Source organism: Nonomuraea jabiensis, from assembly GCF_014204795.1.
Lineage (GTDB): Bacteria > Actinomycetota > Actinomycetes > Streptosporangiales > Streptosporangiaceae > Nonomuraea > Nonomuraea jabiensis.
The window spans coordinates 211,764-227,091 of the sequence record NZ_JACHMB010000001.1 but is presented as its reverse complement, the minus strand read 5'-3'; the positions used below and the strand labels follow the sequence as shown (position 1 = coordinate 227,091).

Annotated in this window: 14 protein-coding genes; 7 read left to right on the top strand and 7 right to left on the bottom strand. The window is 70.7% G+C overall.

Going from position 1 to position 15,328, the window contains the following annotated elements:
- Positions 1 to 18 precede the first annotated feature (18 nt).
- The 4 genes from HD596_RS00985 to HD596_RS00970 are packed head-to-tail and all read right to left on the bottom strand — an operon-like array spanning position 19 to position 3,673.
- Complete coding sequence (locus HD596_RS00985) at positions 19 to 1,152, bottom strand: NAD(P)/FAD-dependent oxidoreductase (protein WP_185067429.1); 1,134 nt, start codon at positions 1,150 to 1,152, stop codon at positions 19 to 21.
- Between the two features lie 24 nt (positions 1,153 to 1,176).
- Entirely contained in the window at positions 1,177 to 1,941 is a 765-nt protein-coding gene (locus tag HD596_RS00980) for an amino acid ABC transporter ATP-binding protein (RefSeq protein WP_185067428.1), read from the bottom strand.
- On the bottom strand, positions 1,938 to 2,789 hold the full coding sequence (locus HD596_RS00975; RefSeq protein WP_185067427.1) for an amino acid ABC transporter permease: 852 nt from the start codon (positions 2,787 to 2,789) through the stop codon (positions 1,938 to 1,940). The genes HD596_RS00980 and HD596_RS00975 overlap by 4 nt, the downstream gene beginning before the upstream one ends.
- Positions 2,786 to 3,673 carry an ABC transporter substrate-binding protein gene (locus HD596_RS00970; protein WP_185067426.1) on the bottom strand — a complete coding sequence of 296 codons (888 nt, stop codon included), beginning with the start codon at positions 3,671 to 3,673 and terminating at the stop codon, positions 2,786 to 2,788. The genes HD596_RS00975 and HD596_RS00970 overlap by 4 nt, the downstream gene beginning before the upstream one ends.
- Before the next feature lie 233 nt (positions 3,674 to 3,906).
- Between HD596_RS00970 and HD596_RS00965 the strand changes: the two genes are divergently transcribed.
- Complete coding sequence (locus HD596_RS00965) at positions 3,907 to 4,833, top strand: LysR family transcriptional regulator (RefSeq protein WP_185067425.1); 927 nt, start codon at positions 3,907 to 3,909, stop codon at positions 4,831 to 4,833.
- A 66-nt stretch (positions 4,834 to 4,899) separates the two neighbouring features.
- On the opposite strand, the gene HD596_RS00960 is transcribed toward HD596_RS00965, so the two are convergent.
- The 3 genes from HD596_RS00960 to HD596_RS00950 all read right to left on the bottom strand — a co-directional run bounded on the left by HD596_RS00960 (position 4,900) and on the right by HD596_RS00950 (position 8,564).
- On the bottom strand, positions 4,900 to 6,681 hold the full coding sequence (locus HD596_RS00960) for a DUF2264 domain-containing protein (RefSeq protein WP_313042176.1): 1,782 nt from the start codon (positions 6,679 to 6,681) through the stop codon (positions 4,900 to 4,902).
- Between the two features lie 66 nt (positions 6,682 to 6,747).
- Positions 6,748 to 7,758 (bottom strand): LacI family DNA-binding transcriptional regulator, encoded by a 1,011-nt coding sequence (locus HD596_RS00955; RefSeq protein WP_185067424.1) that lies wholly within the window; start codon positions 7,756 to 7,758, stop codon positions 6,748 to 6,750.
- Positions 7,759 to 7,787: 29 nt separating this feature from the next.
- Positions 7,788 to 8,564 carry a sugar phosphate isomerase/epimerase family protein gene (locus tag HD596_RS00950; protein ID WP_185067423.1) on the bottom strand — a complete coding sequence of 259 codons (777 nt, stop codon included), beginning with the start codon at positions 8,562 to 8,564 and terminating at the stop codon, positions 7,788 to 7,790.
- A 280-nt stretch (positions 8,565 to 8,844) separates the two neighbouring features.
- Here HD596_RS00950 and HD596_RS00945 point away from each other — a divergent pair, with 280 nt between their 5' ends.
- From HD596_RS00945 to HD596_RS00920, 6 genes are all read left to right on the top strand, one after another.
- Positions 8,845 to 10,296, top strand: a complete 1,452-nt coding sequence (locus HD596_RS00945) for an ABC transporter substrate-binding protein (protein WP_185067422.1) — start codon at positions 8,845 to 8,847, stop codon at positions 10,294 to 10,296.
- Between the two features lie 72 nt (positions 10,297 to 10,368).
- Positions 10,369 to 11,337: a carbohydrate ABC transporter permease gene (locus tag HD596_RS00940; RefSeq protein ID WP_185067421.1), complete on the top strand. Its 969-nt coding sequence runs from the start codon at positions 10,369 to 10,371 to the stop codon at positions 11,335 to 11,337.
- Entirely contained in the window at positions 11,337 to 12,209 is an 873-nt protein-coding gene (locus tag HD596_RS00935; RefSeq protein ID WP_185067420.1) for a carbohydrate ABC transporter permease, read from the top strand. Before HD596_RS00940 ends, HD596_RS00935 begins: the two co-directional genes overlap by 1 nt.
- An 8-nt stretch (positions 12,210 to 12,217) precedes the next feature.
- Positions 12,218 to 13,378 (top strand): hypothetical protein, encoded by a 1,161-nt coding sequence (locus tag HD596_RS00930; protein ID WP_221519120.1) that lies wholly within the window; start codon positions 12,218 to 12,220, stop codon positions 13,376 to 13,378.
- Positions 13,372 to 14,358, top strand: a complete 987-nt coding sequence (locus HD596_RS00925) for a hydroxyacid dehydrogenase (protein ID WP_185067419.1) — start codon at positions 13,372 to 13,374, stop codon at positions 14,356 to 14,358. Before HD596_RS00930 ends, HD596_RS00925 begins: the two co-directional genes overlap by 7 nt.
- Positions 14,355 to 15,326: a D-2-hydroxyacid dehydrogenase gene (locus HD596_RS00920; RefSeq protein ID WP_185067418.1), complete on the top strand. Its 972-nt coding sequence runs from the start codon at positions 14,355 to 14,357 to the stop codon at positions 15,324 to 15,326. The genes HD596_RS00925 and HD596_RS00920 overlap by 4 nt, the downstream gene beginning before the upstream one ends.
- The last annotated feature ends 2 nt before the right edge of the window (positions 15,327 to 15,328 follow it).

Here is a 15,328-nt window from a genome sequence, read left to right as displayed (position 1 = left end):
ATGCGGCCTCGGGCGGGGTCAGCGGGTGGTCATGAGGGTCAGGCTCTCGTCCTGTACGGAGGCCGCGACGCCACGCGTGATGCGGTATCCGGCGAGCCCGGCGCCCTCACCGTCGATGATCTCCTGGGCCGCGAGCCGGCCGAGCTCGGGTGCCAGGTTGACGCCGCTGTGGGTGACGAGGTGATAGAGGCCGGGGACGTCGGGATGCGTGCCCGCCAGCGGCAGGCCGTCCGCCGGCACGGGCCGCACGCCGAGGCGTACGCCGGCCAGCCGGGCGGCGCGCAGCGCGGGAAGGACCCGCTGGCCGCCGGCGTGCAGCCGTTCGGCCAGGGCGTCGTCGCTCTGGCCGGGCAGCAGCGCGTCCACGGGCCAGGAGATGGAGCAGATCCGGTCCCCGGGGGCGGGGCGCAGGTCCACCTCGGGCGTGGCCAGGATGGCGTCGAGCCGCAGGCCGGGGACCGGGGTGCTCTCGCCCACCAGCCCGGGGATCCGGGTCATGGGCAGGTCGGCGCCGGCCAGGGCCGCGATGCGGTCGGCGTCCGGGCCGGTGCAGTTGACCACCCAGTCGGCCTCCCAGCGCCGCGTGCCGGTCTCGACACCGGTGACCGCGTCGCCGTGGCGGATCAGCGCCTGCGCGCGCAGGCCGTACCTGATGTCGGCGCCGAGCGTGGCGGCACGATCGAGCAGGCGCTGGACGAAGAGCGGGGCGTCGTACCACGCGCTCTGGTCGTGGACCACGAGTTCGCTCGCCGTGCACGCCGCAGGGTCGACGGCGGGGGCGAGTTCGCGCAGCTCGGACGGGTCGGCGATGCGGCAGGGATGTCCCCAGGACTTGAGCCGGACGGCCCGCTCCCTGAGCCCCCGCTGGCTCTCCTCGCTGTCGCCCCACTGGATGGCGGGCATGGGGTGCCGCCACGACAGGCCCCCGAGCTCCTCGGCCAGCGTGGCGTGCAGGGCGGCGCTGGCGCGGTTCAGCTCGTAGTAGGCGCGCGGGGTCTTCAGGTGGGTGACGTCCATGGAAAAGGTCGCGCTGGAGGTTCCGGCGGCGGGGCCGCCGGCCTCGATGACGACGACCTGAGCCCCTGCGACGGCCAGGTGGTAGGCGACGGAGGCACCGAGCACTCCGGCGCCGAGAACGATGACGCGGGACACGTGGATATCTTTCCTTCGAGGGAGTCAGAGGACCTTGCTGAGGAATGCCCGGGTGCGCTCGTGCCGGGGGTCGCCGAGCACGGCGGCGGGAGGCCCGGACTCCACGACGACCCCGTCGTCCATGAAGACGATGGTGTCGCACACCTCGCGGGCGAATCCCATCTCGTGGGTGACGATGATCATCGTCATGCCGTCCTCGCGTACGAGGTCGCGCATGACGTCCAGGACCTCGCCCACGAGCTCCGGGTCGAGGGCCGAGGTCGGCTCGTCGAACAGCATGAGGCCGGGCCGCATCGCCAGGGCGCGGGCGATGGCGACGCGCTGCTGCTGGCCGCCGGACAGCTGGTCGGGGCGGCTGTTCGCCTTGTCGGCCAGCCCCACTCTGGCCAGCAGGGCGTGGGCGCGCTCGCGCACCTCGGCCTTCGGCTCCTTCTTGACCATGATCGGCGCCATCATGATGTTCTCGAGCGCGGTCATGTGCGGGAAGAGGTTGAAGCGCTGGAAGACCATCCCGATGTCCACCCGCTGGGCGGCGATCGCCTTGTCCGCCAGCTCGTAGACCTTCCCGTCGCGCTCCTCGTAGCCGATCAGGTGGTCGCGGAAGTAGAGGCGGCCGGCGTCGATGCGTTCGAGGTGGTTGATGCAGCGCAGGAAGGTGGACTTGCCCGACCCCGACGGGCCGATCATGGCCAGCACCTCTCCCTCCGCCACCTCCAGGTCGATGCCTTTGAGTACGTCGAGCGCTCCGAACCGCTTGTGCACGCCTTCCGCGCGGATGAGGGTCGTCATCTGCTGAACCTGCGTTCGATGTAGTGCTGCCCGGCGTTCAGGACGGTCGTGGCCACCAGGTACCAGAAGCACGCGACCGTGAGCAGGGCGACCTGCTGGAAGTTCCTGGAGTAGATGCCCTGGATCGAGGTCAGCAGCTCCGGAACGGCGATGGCGAAGACGAGGGAGGTGGTCTTGAGCATGGAGACCACCTGGTTGCCCGTCGGCGGGATGATGACCCGCATGGCCTGCGGAAGGATGATCTTGCGCAGGGTCTGGAAGCGGGTCAGGCCCAGGGCGTGGGCCGCCTCCGTCTGGCCGTGGTCGACGGAGGTGATGCCGGCCCGCACGATCTCGGCCATGTAGGCCGCCTCGTGCAGGCCGAGGCCCAGCACCGCCGCGGTGAGCTGGGTGATGATCAGGTTGGTGTCGACCTCGAAGAACGTCGGCCCCCAGGGCACGCCGAGCCCGATCTTCGGCACCACCGCGGACAGGAAGTACCAGAACAGCAGCTGCACCAGCAGCGGCACGCCGCGGAAGACCCAGATGTAGAACGCGCTCAGCGCCGCCAGCAACGGGTTGGGCGACATGCGCAGCACGGCCAGCACGATGCCGCCCGCGACGCCGACGATCATGGCGAGCAGCGTGAGCAGCAGCGTGGTGCCGAGCCCGCTCAATACCGCGGGGGAGAAGAGGTACTCGCCGACCACCTCCCACTCCATGCGCGGGTTGGCGAGCCAGCCCTGCAGCAGGAAGATCACCAGGAAGCCGAGGACGGCCGCGCCCAGCCAGCGCCCCGGATGGCGGAGCGGGACGGCCTGGATCCGCTCCCGTGGCGCCGGGGGTGCGCTCTGCCCGGTCGTGGTCATGACTCGCCGCCGTTGATCACGGCCTTGTCGAGGGCGCCCGACGACATCTTCCACTTGTCGAGGATCTTGGCGTAGGAGCCGTTCTCCATCAGCTTCTGCAGCGCCTGCTGCACGGCCTTGGTGAGGTTCTGGTCCTCCTTGTTGACGAGGATCCCGTACGGCAGGAAGCGGTAGGGCTCGCCCACCTGCTTCATCCGGCCACCGGACTGCTCGGCCTGGTAGGTGATGGTGGGCGTGCCGCCGATGAAGGCGTTGGCCCGGCCGGTGGAGACGGCCTGCAGGCAGCCGACCGTGTCGGGGAAGACCAGCACCTGGACCGCCGGCTTGCCCGCGTCCGCGCACTTCTTCTTCTGCTGCTCGGCGTCGTCGGCCTGGGCGGTGCCCTGCTCGACGGCCGCCGTCTTCCCGCACAGATCGTCGAGCGACTTGATCGCCTGAGCGTCCTTCTCCTGGACCAGGAGCGAGCTGCTGGTCTTGAAGTAGTCGACGAAGGTGACCTTCTCGCGGCGTTCCGGCTTGTCGAGCATCGCCTGGATGGCCAGGTCGTAGCGGCGGGCCTGCACGCCGGCGATGAGGCTGTCGAAGCTGGCCTGGCTGAAGCTCACTTCGACGCCGAGCACCTGGCCGATGGCCTTCATCAGCTCGGGTTCGAGGCCGATGACCGACTTGTTGTCGGTGTCGAGGAAGACCAGCGGCGGGTAGTTGTGGCCCGCGGCCACGTTGAGCATGCCGCTCTTCTTGATCTTGTCGGGCAGCAGGTCGTGCAGTTCCTGATTCTTCTGCTGTGCCGGGGCGGCCGCCTGGGAGGCGCCTCCTCCGGAACAAGCTGTCAGGGACAGGAGTCCCGCCAGGCCGAATGCGGCGGCTGCGTGGGTGAACCGCATCGCGCAGGACACCACCTCTCGCGCTTGGTACTACTACGTTCCGTAAACACCAATATTGGGGGTCCGTTTGGATACGACAAGGTAAGCGAGCATGCGCATTGGTGCACATCCTGTTCAGTCGTCCTTATTCTCTTTCTCGTCCTCCGCAGCTAGCCGCACAGGTGATCGGTCGCGCCACCTCAAGATGGCTCGCGGGCTGGTGATGCTTATCGCCCGACTGTTAAGTTGAGCCGATGCTTACTCCCGCCCAGCTTCAGGCGATCCGTGAGGTGGTCGCCACCGGTTCGCTCCGGACCGCCGCCAAGCGCCTCGGGTTCACCCCGTCGGCCATCTCGCAGCAGGTCTCCTCGCTGGAGCGGACCCTGGGCGTCCAGCTGTTCGAGCGCCTGCCGCGCAGCATCCGGCCCACCGCGGCGGGCGCCGAGCTGGCTCGCAAGGCCGCCCGGCTGCTGGCCGACCTGGAGGCGGCGGAGGAGGAGATGCGTTCCTTCGCCACCACCCACCGGGGCCGGCTGCGGCTCGGCAGCTTCTGGTCCGCCGGATTCCGGCTGGTGCCCGCCGTGCTGGCCGAGTTCCTGCGCGACCGGCCCAACGTGGACATCCGCTACGAGGAAGGCGATCCGCACCGGACCATTCCGGCCGTGAACGAGGGGCGGCTCGACCTGGCCGTGGTCTTCGAGTACGGCATGGTGCCGCACAACTGGCCGAAGGACCTGACCATGACGTTGATCATGGAAGAGCCGCTCTACGTGCTCGTGCCGACCGGCCACCGGCTGGCCGCCCGCAAGCGCATCCAGTTCGGCGAGCTCTCGGCCGAACGGTGGATCTCCTACACCGAGGGGATGGACGCCTCACTCAACCTGTCGCACATCTGCGCGGCCAGCGGCTTCGACCCCGACGTACTGTTCCGCACCAACGACTACAACCTGCCCTTCGAGCTCGTACGCAAGGGGCTCGGGGTGGCGATCGTGCCGGAGCTGGCGATGATCGAGTCGCGCGACGTGTGCGTGTTCCGGCTCGGCGACCCCTCCCAGGTCCGCAGGGTCTTCACCGTGTGCCGCGCCACCGATCCCAACCCCCTGCTCGGCCATGCGACGAGCATGCTCATCAACGCCGCCGAAGCCCTGCACCAGCGCGCGGACCTCCCCATCGCCGTGTGACCCCGGTCCGCGCGGCCGGGCGCTCAGGAGCGCTCGGCCCCTGAGCCCGACCCGCGCGGCCGGTGCTCAGGTGCCGAGCAGCGGCTCGACGGCGTCCCACGTGGGAGGCGCCGGCCACTCGCCGCCCTCCGTCGCCTCCAGGCCGATGACCGCGCAGGCCAGCAGGTGCTCGCCGGGCGGCAGCTCGCCCGTCAGCGTGGGGATCGTGGTGCGCGGGGCGAACACGTTGGTGCCGGGCAGGGCCGTGACGAGGACGCCCTCCCGCCCGCCGGACAGGTCCTCGATCAGGCACAGGCCGTTCGGCGAGTCGAGCCTGGCCCGTCCGGGGCCGGTGTCGACCCGGGCCGGCGGCAGGTCCCGGTCGACGGCGAAGGCGCCCTCGGCCGTGCGCAGCGCCCGCCCGGTCCTGATCCGGTGCACCCGCACGTGCCACGGGGGCAGCGCCACCAGCCAGGTCTCGATCTCCACGTCGTCCCAGGGCGCCCAGTGGGAATGCAGCACCCCGTCGGAGGCGGAGACGTCGTACGGCAGCTCGCACGGCCGCCAGTGCTCGCCGTCCTCGCTGAGCGCCAGCGTGCTGTCGAAGGCGCCCTGTTCGAGGCCCAGCGTCCCGGCGGGCACGCTGAAGCCGAACCGCGTGGAGTAGGCGAACTTGGCGTACTTGGCCGCGCCGTGCCGCATCCACGGGGCGTGCTGCCCCGCGCTCAGCAGCACCACGTGCCGTCCCTCCTCGCAGCGCAGCAGCGCCACGCCCGCCTCCGGCTGGGTGCTGACCTCGGGCAGCGGCGGCGCGTCGGCCTCCTTCGCGGCCCAGAACGGGTGCTCGGCCGGCAGGGCGAGCGGCAGGAACGCCTTCATGGCCCAGTACGGCGAGCCGGGCGCGTTGTACTGCTCGGCCAGGTGCGGCTGGGGATAGCCGTAGCCGATGGTGAGCAGGCCGGCGGTGTCGCGGATGGGCTGCCGGCCCCACCAGCGCAGGTTCCGCAGCAGGTGGCCCTTGGTCACCTCCCAGGGCAGCGCCTCGACCCCGGCGAAGGCCAGCGCCCCCCAGAACGCCGACTGCGCGAAGCGGTAGGTCAGGCTCCTGCCGAACGGGACGGCGACCCCCTCGCTGGTGAACCAGTGCTGGAAGTCGTGGGCGAAGGCCGCGGCCCGCTCGCGGAAGCGCCCCGCCCTGGCCTGGTCGTCGCCGAGCGCCGCGTAGATGAGGCCGTAGTAGTGCATGGCGAACGGGATGTAGTAGTCGCGCTGCCACTTGGGCCCGTCGGTGTACCACCCGCGCCCGAGGTCGAACTCCTCCAGCCGGTCGAGCCGGGCCGTGTTGGCGTCGCGGTCGTGGGCGACGCCGACGCGGTCGAGCCCGAGTCCGACCATGACCGGGAAGAACAGCCAGTTGTTGTCGTTGGGCTCCACGGTGACCGCGTGCCGCAGCCAGGCGGCCACCGTGTCGCGCTGCGGGCCGGTCAGCGGGTCCCAGACCTGTTCGGGGACCAGCGCGAGCGCCAGGCCGATGGCGGCGGTCTCGACCAGCCGCTGGTTGCGGTCGAAGGCCGCGCCCCAGTAGTCGGGGTGCTCGGGGTCGGTCCCGGCGGCGAGCCCGGCGCGCCAGAGGTCCCAGTGGTCGAAGGCCCCGCCGCCGGCCGCCAGCGGCGCCAGCCCCCACAGCGGGCGCGCAAACGCTTCCAGCTCGGAGGCGGCCTGGTCGTAGTGCGCCGTGTTGAACCCCAGCCGCAGCCGCCCCCCGCCCGCGCTGAATCTGGTGGTCAATGGTGCAACCAGGTCCAGGACCTGCTGTCGCAGGTCGTCTCGGTCGCTGCCGGGCCGCCCTGCGCGGTCGTCGGTGTCCACGGGTTCTCTCTCCTCCGCTGGAAAGCGCTTTCAGGAAGACAGGTTTCCCGCCGCCGCCCGCACTTGTCAACCGTGGGGCGGCGCCGTGCTGTCGCGGACGTGCAACTCCATCGGCAGGTAGACCGGCTCCCCGTCGTGCCCCTCGGTCATGAGGGACTCCAGCATCTCGGCCGCCTGCCTGCCGAGCTGCCCGCGGGGCACCGACACCGTGGTCAGGCTCGTGTGCGCCACGTGGTCCAGCGCGATGTCGTCGAACCCGACCACCGACAGATCCTCGGGGACGCGTACCCCGAGCTCGCGCATCCGGGTCACCGCCCCCAGGGCCACCAGGTCGTTGTAGCTGGTGAGCGCGGTGGCGCCGGTGCCGGCCACCTCGGCGGCGGCGTCGTACCCGGAGCGGGCGGTGGACCCGCACGGCAGGATCGTGACGGAGATGCCGAACGCCTTGGCCGCCTCCAGCGCCCTGATCCGTTCGGCGTTGGCCCAGGACACCTCGGGCCCGCTCAGGTAGGCGACCCGGCGGTGGCCCAGCTGCGCCAGGTGGCCGCAGATCAGCATCATCCCGCCGAAGAAGTCGGCGGAGACCGCGGGCGCGGCGATGCCGGGGACGATCCGGTCGAGCAGGACGAGCGGGTGGTCCCGGGCGGTCAGCACGGCCAGGTCCGAGCGCTCCATGCGGGAGGAGCAGAGCAGCACCCCGTCGCAGCTGCGCATCAGGTCCTCGACCAGGTCCTGCTCGACCGAGGGGTCGTCGTCGGACTCCATGACCATGACGCGGCGGCCGTGGGAGCGGGCGACGGCCGAGACGGCCTTGAGCACGTCGGGGAAGTAGGGGTTGGCCAGGTTGGGGACCAGCACGCCGATGGTGCCCCACTCCCCGCGGGCCAGCCCCTGCGCCGCGGCGTTGGGCCGGTAGCCCAGCTGCCTGACCGCGTCGTGGACGCGCGCCGCCAGCGACGGGTCGACCTTGGCCGTGCCGTTGAGCACGCGGGAGACCGTCGAGGCCGACACCCCCGCCGCCGCCCCGACGTCGCTGATCGTCACCCGGGCCGAGCGGCCCTGCCGCAGATTACGCACCCGCTCCTCCTCCCCCCGTGGAGCGCCCGTCAGCCGAGCAGCCCGCGTAGATGATCAATATCCCGCCGTACGGCCGCCACCGGGTCGGCCGCCGGGTAGTGGACGTGCAGCGACAGCACTCCGGCGTAGCCGCGTGCGCGCAGCCCGGGGACGATCTCCGGCCAGGGGACCACGCCTCCGTCCGCGAACGGTTGCCACTCGCACACCCAGCCGTCCGCGGTGGAGCGCCAGACGGCGTTCTTCACTCCCATGCAGGCCATCCGATCGCCCAGCAGGTCGACGTTGAGCGCCCATGCCTCGCTGCCCTCCTTGGCCTGGTTTCCGGGGTCGGCGTAGAAGCGGACGTCGTCCAGGTCGCCTGCGAGCGCGAGGGCGAGCGAGGCGGATGGATGGATCGTACCGTGATGCAACTGGACCGCCAGCCGCACGCCGTGCCGGGCCGCGACGGCGGCCAGGCGGGACAGCGCGGCCCTGGACTGCGCCAGCTGGCGGCGGTATCCGGCGGCGGGGTCGTAGCGGTAGAAGCCCACCCGCATGAGCGGGACGCCGCTCTCGCCGCAGGCCGCGATGATCCGTTCGGCGTCCGCGTCGGCGTCGAGCAGGTCGGTGGTGACGACGTCGAGGGTGAGACCGCGGCGCTGGAGCTCGGCGGCGACGACGGCGATGCCGCCCGGGTCGGCGGGGCTGACCGTCTGGCCCTCGCGCACGACGAGGTCGACGCCGTCGGCGCCCACCGAGGCCACCGTCTCGGCCAGCCGGGCGGGGTCGATCGGGCCGAAGGGCTTGGTGAAGGCGAGCAGGCGCACACGTACTCCCGAAGTCTGAAAGCGCTTGTAGAGATTTTTCCGGCGCGCCGATCTCGTGATCTTATCGGCGCACGCCGCCGAAAAACGCCAGGCAAACCAGCATATGTCTGGCGGCAGGGGTCGTCGACGGACAGGTGTCAGGACCGAGCATCGATCTGAAACCGCTTTCTCACAAGTCTTGAATCGGCCTGTGACCGGGGTTACTCTCGGACCCACCTCTCGGGCAAGCGCTTACCCGATGCCCGGCACCCCTCTGACCTCCGTCTCTCGGGAGGGCTTCATGAAACTCCATCGGCCCGCGGCGATCACCGCGATCCTGGCATCGCTGCTCGTGGCGGCGTGCGGCACGTCGAGCGACGGCCGCGGCGGCGGCAGTGGTTCGCAGACCACGCTGCAGATCTGGGACTTCTCCGCCGAACAGGTGAACTTCCACAAGGACATCGGCGCGCAGTTCACCAAGGAACATCCCAACATCAAGATCGAATGGCGCTCGATCACCCAGGCCGACTACATGAAGACCCTGCCTCTGGCCTTCCAGAGCAACCAGGCGCCGGACATGTTCTACTGGAACGCGACCGGGCTGTCCCAGCTGCTGGACCAGAAGTGGATCAGCCCGCTCAGCCCGAGCGGCACCGTCCCCGCCGACTTCACCAAGCGCTGGCCGGAAGGGTCGTTCCTGGAGGGCATCAACGTGCAGGACGGGAAGACGTACGGCTTCCCGTTCTCGGAGAACCTCTACTGGGGCTCCGGCTACATGTTCCTCAACAAGCAGGTCTTCCAGCAGGCCGGGCTGGACGTCAACAACCCGCCCAAGACCTGGACCGACCTCAAGAACACCTGCGCGCAGATCAAGGCCAAGACCAAGGCCGAGTGCATCGCCGCCCCCACCAAGGGCCCGGACATGCAGCGGATCTGGTACGCGATGATCAGCAGCGTCTCGACGGACGAGTTCTTCGACTACAAGACCGGCAAGTTCGACCTGACCGAGCCCGGACAGGTGAAGACCTTCTCCTTCATCCAGGAGCTCAAGAAGGCCGGATACCTGGCGCCGGGCACCAACGACAAGAACTTCTCCCGCCAGCAGTTCGCCGCCGACCAGGCCGGCATCTTCTTCGACGGCACCTGGCTGCCGAGCGTGTGGGCCAGCCAGGGCTTCACCAGCGACAAGTACGTGGTGGCGCCCCGCCTCAACCCCGACGACGGGCAGACCGGCGCGGCCGGCCGCAAGTACGACACCAACAAGTACTGGGTCAGCTCGCAGACCAAGAACCCCGACGCCATGTGGACGTTCATCCAATGGATGACCGACCCGAACGGCTACTTCGTCAAGCAGTACTACAAGAACGCCTTCGGCACGCTGGCCTACGTCGACAACCAGAAGATGGTCACCGACCCGGCGCTCAAGCAGATCATGCAGATCGGCGGCCAGCCGGGCTACCGGGTCCAGCTTCCCGTGCCGCTGCTCAAGTGCCCCGACATCGCCAAGTCCAAGGCGTACGTCAACGCGCTGGCGAAGACCCCCGACGCGGAGTGGGAGGCCATGGGCGAGGCGCTGGTCAGCGGCCAGTCGCTGGAGTCGGTGGGCGCCGCCATCGTCAAGCAGCGCCAGACCGCCCTGGAGGAGGGGCTCAAGCAGGAGGCCGCCAGCGGCCTGAAGGTGTCGATGGACTGCTACACCTTCCCCGACTGGGACTACACCAAGGACTACACCAAGGACATGTACAAGGACTGACCGGACGGCGTCCCCTTCTCCCTCGTGAGGACATCCATGACAACCACCGCCCCCGCCCCAGGTAGGGAGAGGGTGACGGACAGGGACCGGTCGCCCGCCGAGCGGGTGCCCGAACGCGCCGATCACTCCCGCGAGCGCGTCCGCGGCTTCGACAGGGTCTGGCTGGTCGTCTTCCTGGCCCCCTTCCTCCTGCTCTACCTCGGCTTCACCCTCTGGCCGCTGGCCGCGACGATCTACTACTCCTTCTTCGACTGGTCGGGCATCGGCCCGATCGACCGCTTCGTCGGGGGCGCCAACTACGGCTCGATCCTGGTCGACCCGCTGTTCTGGCTCTCGGTGGTCAACACGCTGATCTTCGCCCTGCTGACCACCGTCATCAAGCTCCCGATCTCGCTGCTGGCGGCGATCGTGCTCACCCGCAAGTGGCTGCGCGGCAAGCGGTTCTTCCGGACCCTGTTCTTCGCGCCGCTCATCATCCCCGTCGCCATGGCGGGCCTGGTCTTCACCTACCTGCTCAACCCGTCCAACGGCGCCCTGAACGCCATCCTGCGCGACCTCGGCCTGGTCGACCAGGGGTTCGACGTGTTCGCCAACCGGTGGAGCGCGCTGCTCGTGCTCGTGCTCGTCTCCGTCTGGCAGATCTTCGGCCAGTACATGATCTACTGGATCGCGGCGCTGCAGAACGTGCCGGAGGAGGTCTACGAGGCGGCCGACATCGACGGCGCGGGCGAGTGGATGAAGCTCACCCGCATCACGCTGCCGATGATCCGGCCGGTCGCCGTGATCATCGCCCTGCTCGGCATCGTGAACGCCATGCACGTCTTCGGGCTGGTCGTCACCCTCACCGCGGGCGGCCCGGGCACCAGCACGTACGTGGTGTCCTACTTCATCTACCAGAACGCCTTCGGCTCGGTGCCGTTCGCCTACGGCTACGCCTCGGCCGCGGCGCTGCTGTTCTCCGTCATCGCCTTCGTGCTGGTCTCCGCCCAGGGCGTCGCGGTCCGCCGGGCCCAGCGGCTCAGGAAGGAGTACGGCGTCTGATGGCGGCGATCACCAAGACCCCCGGGATCGACCAGGCCGCCCGGCGCAGCCACAGGACGCGGGCCAACCTCATCGCCCTGCCGATCCTGCTGGTCATCGGGCTCGTGTGGGTCTACCCGTTCCTGTGGACGATCTCGGCCGCGTTCAAGACCCAGGCCGGGATGTTCACCAGCGGCGCGAGCCTCGTGCCCGACCAGCTGAACTTCGACAACTTCGTCCGCGCCTGGGTCAACGCCGGCTTCTCCGGATACTTCTTCAACACGGTGCTCTACTCGGTCGCCTCGACCCTCGTCGAGCTGGTCAAGGCGGCCCTGTGCGGCTACGTGCTGGCCAGGTACGAGTTCCCCGGCCGCACCCTGCTCTACCGGATGATCGTGGGGACCCTGTTCATCCCGGTCGCCTCGATCATCGTCCCGCAGTTCGTGCTGATCGAGAACCTCGGCCTGCTGAACACGCGGGCCGGCGTCATCCTGGCCATGTCCGGCGGCGCGGGCGCGCTCTACGTCCTGCTGTTCGTCGGGTTCTTCTCCAGCGTCCCGAGCGACCTGTTCGAGGCGGCCAAGCTGGACGGGGCCGGCTTCCTCAAGACGTTCGGCCTCATCCTCCCGCTGGCCAAACCGGTCATCGCGGTGGTGGTCATCTTCCAGTTCATCAGCAGCTGGAACGAGTTCAACATCCCGCTGGTGTTCACCCTCGGCCAGCCCGACCTGCAGAACCTCGCCGTCGGGATGCTCTCCTTCCAGGGCGAGCACGCCACCGACTGGACCGGGTTCGCCGCCGGGATGACGATCTCGTTCCTGCCGATGCTGGCCATCTTCCTTTTCTTCCAGAACTACTTCACGCGCGGCCTGGCCGGCGCCACGAAGGGGTGACAGTCCGCTTGAAGATCAGGCACGGCGCGTTCGCCTACACCTGGGACCTCGTGGGCGACCCCGCGGCGGCCGAGCGCATCGCCGGGCTCGGCGTGAGCACGGTGACCCTGCAGGCGGCCTACCACTCGGTCCGGGCCACCACCCCGTGGCATCCGCACCACCGCATCGTGCAGGCCGACCACGCGGCGGCCTACTTCCGGCTGCGTCCCGACCGCTGGCGCGGGCGGCTCAAGCCGTACCCGCCGAGCTGGGGGGTGCCGGACGAGGACCGGTTCGGGACGGCGCTGGCCGCGCTGGCGGGGGCCGGGCTGCGGGCCGAGGCCTGGATCGTGCTCACGCACTCCTCGGTGCTGGGCCGCGAGGCGCCCGACCTGACGGTCAGGAACGCCTACGGCGAGTCCTACCCCTACGCGCTCTGCCCCGCCCAGCCCGCCGTCCACGACTACGCGCTCACCCTCGTGAGCGAGGTCTGCGAGCAGTACGACGTGCCCGCCCTGATGCTGGAGGCGTGCGGCTGGCTGGGCGCCGAGCATGCCGGCCACCACGAGAAGACCTCCGGCGCCCACCTGTCCGCCTGCGGCAGGGCGCTCCTGTCGCTCTGCCTCTGCCCGGCCTGCCGGAGCGGGCTGGCGGAGCGCGGCCTGGACGCCGAGGAGCTGGCGCGCGACGTGCGCGCCGCCGTGGACGGTGAACTCCAGCGGGGCGTCCCCGCCGGGGAGAGCCTGGGCGACGCGCTCGGCCACGAGCGCGCCCAGGCCATCTACGATCATCGCGGCGGGGTCATCGCCGGCCTGGTCCGCGCCGCGGCGGCGCCGGCCGGCGGCCGCGAGCTGCTGCTCATGGCCACCGACGACCCTCAGGTCACCGGCCCCGACGTGGGGATCGACCTGGCCTCCTTCGACGCGCCGGTCGACGCGTACGTGCTCAAGTGCTGGGGCCCGGAGGAGGCGGCACTCGCCCAGGTGAAGGCCGCGGCGAGCCGCACCGAGGTGCCCATCGTCGCCAACCTGACCGTGCTGGAGGACGGGCACGCCCGGATCCCGGCACTTGCCGCCGACCTCATCGCAGGGGGAGCGCGGCAGCTACGTTACTACCACGCCGGGTTGGGCTCGCCTGCCCGCCTGGCCAGCGTGCGGGCGGCGGCTCGCGTGAAGGAGAGGCAATGCTGAACGGGCTGTACGTGATGGACCCGAACCGCTTCGACGACGTCTACGGCCCCCAGGCCAGGGAGGCGATCGAGCGGCACCTGACCATCGCCTCGCCCCTGCTCACCGCCGACCGGGTCACCCCGGACGTGCTCGCCGACCTCGACGTGCTGGTGACCGGCTGGGGCGCGCCCAAGCTGGACGCCGACCTGCTCGCCGCCGCGCCCAGGCTCTCGCTGGTGCTGTACGGCGCGGGCTCCATCAAGGGGATGGTCACCCCGGAGATGTGGGCCAGGGGAGTGCGGGTCACCTCGGCGGCCACGGCCAACGCCGAGCCGGTCGCCGAGTTCGCCCTCTCGCAGATCCTGTACGCGCTCAAGCACGGCTGGCGCTACGTGCTGGCCGCGCGCGCCGCCGCGGCCACCGCCCCGCGCGGGCCCGAGATCGGGGCCTACGACGCGGTGGTCGGGCTGGTCTCGCTCGGCGCCACGGGCCGGGCCACGGCGCGGCTGCTCGCCCATCACCACCTCGACGTGCAGGCCTACGACCCGTACGCCGACCCGGCGCAGGCGGCGGAGCTCGGAGTGCGCCTCGTCGGCCTGAAGGAGCTGTTCGCCACCTCCGACGTGGTCAGCCTGCACTCGCCGCTCACCCCTGAGACGCAGCGCCTGGTCGGCACCGAGCTGCTCGAGTCGATGAAACCCGACGCCACCCTGATCAACACGGCGCGCGGCGGCCTCGTCGACGAGGCCGCGCTCGTGGACGTGCTGGGCCGGCGGACCGACCTGTTCGCCGTCCTCGACGTCACCGACCCGGAGCCGCCCGTCGCCGGGTCGCCGCTGTTCACGATGCCCAACATCGTCGTCACCCCGCACGTGGCGGGCAGCCTGGGCCACGAGCGGCGCCGCCACGGGCAGGCGATGGCCGAGGAGCTCGCCCGCTACGTGGCGGGAGAGCCGCTGCTGTACGAGATCACCGAGTCCGCCCTGGCGCTGAGGGCATGAGCAGAACCACCCTGGTGCTGCTGCCGCCGCACGATCCGGCCACCGCGGGCTGGCGGGCCAGGCTGGAGGAGGCGGTGCCGGAGCTCGTCGTGCTGCAGCCGGGCACCCGGGAGGAGGCGGCGCGGGCGCTCGCGGAGGCCGACGCCGCCTACGGCACGCTGCCCGCGGACCTGCTGGCGCACGCCCGACGGCTGCGCTGGCTGCAGGCCCCGCAGGCCGGGCCGCCTCCGGGCTTCTACCATCCGGCCCTGGTCGCGCACCCCGTGCAGGTCACCAACATGCGCGACACCTACACCGACCACGTGGCCGCGCACGCGCTGGCGCTCGTGCTCGCGCTGGCCAGGGGCCTGCCCAGGTACGTCCGCGACCAGGCCCGCGCGCGCTGGGCGCCCGACTGGGACCCCGGCGCCGTGCTCTCCCTGGGCGAGTCGACGGCCCTGGTGGTGGGGGTGGGCGCGGTCGGGGCCGAGGTCGGCAGGCTGCTGGCGGCGTTCGGCACCAGGGTGGTGGGCGTGGACGCCCGGCGCGGCGGCCCCGTGCCGGGCTTCGCCGAGGTGCTGCCGGCCGACGCCCTCGACCGGCTGCTTCCCGAGGCGGACCTGGTCATCCTGACCGTTCCGCACACCCCGGCCACCGAGGGCCTGCTGGACGCGCGGCGGCTGGCGCTGGCCAAGCCCGGGGCGTACGTCGTCAACATCGGCCGCGGGCCCATCGTGCGGCTCGACGACCTGACGGCCGCCCTGGCCGAAGGGCGCCTGGCCGGCGCGGCCCTGGACGTCTTCGAGACCGAACCGCTTCCCGCCGACCATCCTCTCTGGAAACGTCCGGACGTGCTCATCACCCCGCACGTGGGGGGCGTGGGGCCGCATGGCGAGGAGCGGCGCTTCGCCGTACTGCTGGAGAACGCCCGGCGCTTCGTGGCCGGGCGGGAACTGATCAATCTGGTCGACAAGTCCGAATGGTACTGAAT

What these genes read in the sequence shown, in the direction of transcription:
- HD596_RS00980 (WP_185067428.1), bottom strand. Translation starts at nt 1,941, where the DNA reads ATGACGACCCTCATCCGCGCGGAAGGCGTGCACAAGCGGTTCGGAGCG.
- HD596_RS00975 (WP_185067427.1), bottom strand. Translation starts at nt 2,789, where the DNA reads ATGACCACGACCGGGCAGAGCGCACCCCCGGCGCCACGGGAGCGGATC.
- HD596_RS00970 (WP_185067426.1), bottom strand. Translation starts at nt 3,673, where the DNA reads ATGCGGTTCACCCACGCAGCCGCCGCATTCGGCCTGGCGGGACTCCTG.
- HD596_RS00965 (WP_185067425.1), top strand. Translation starts at nt 3,907, where the DNA reads ATGCTTACTCCCGCCCAGCTTCAGGCGATCCGTGAGGTGGTCGCCACC.
- HD596_RS00945 (WP_185067422.1), top strand. Translation starts at nt 8,845, where the DNA reads ATGAAACTCCATCGGCCCGCGGCGATCACCGCGATCCTGGCATCGCTG.
- HD596_RS00935 (WP_185067420.1), top strand. Translation starts at nt 11,337, where the DNA reads ATGGCGGCGATCACCAAGACCCCCGGGATCGACCAGGCCGCCCGGCGC.
- HD596_RS00925 (WP_185067419.1), top strand. Translation starts at nt 13,372, where the DNA reads ATGCTGAACGGGCTGTACGTGATGGACCCGAACCGCTTCGACGACGTC.
- HD596_RS00920 (WP_185067418.1), top strand. Translation starts at nt 14,355, where the DNA reads ATGAGCAGAACCACCCTGGTGCTGCTGCCGCCGCACGATCCGGCCACC.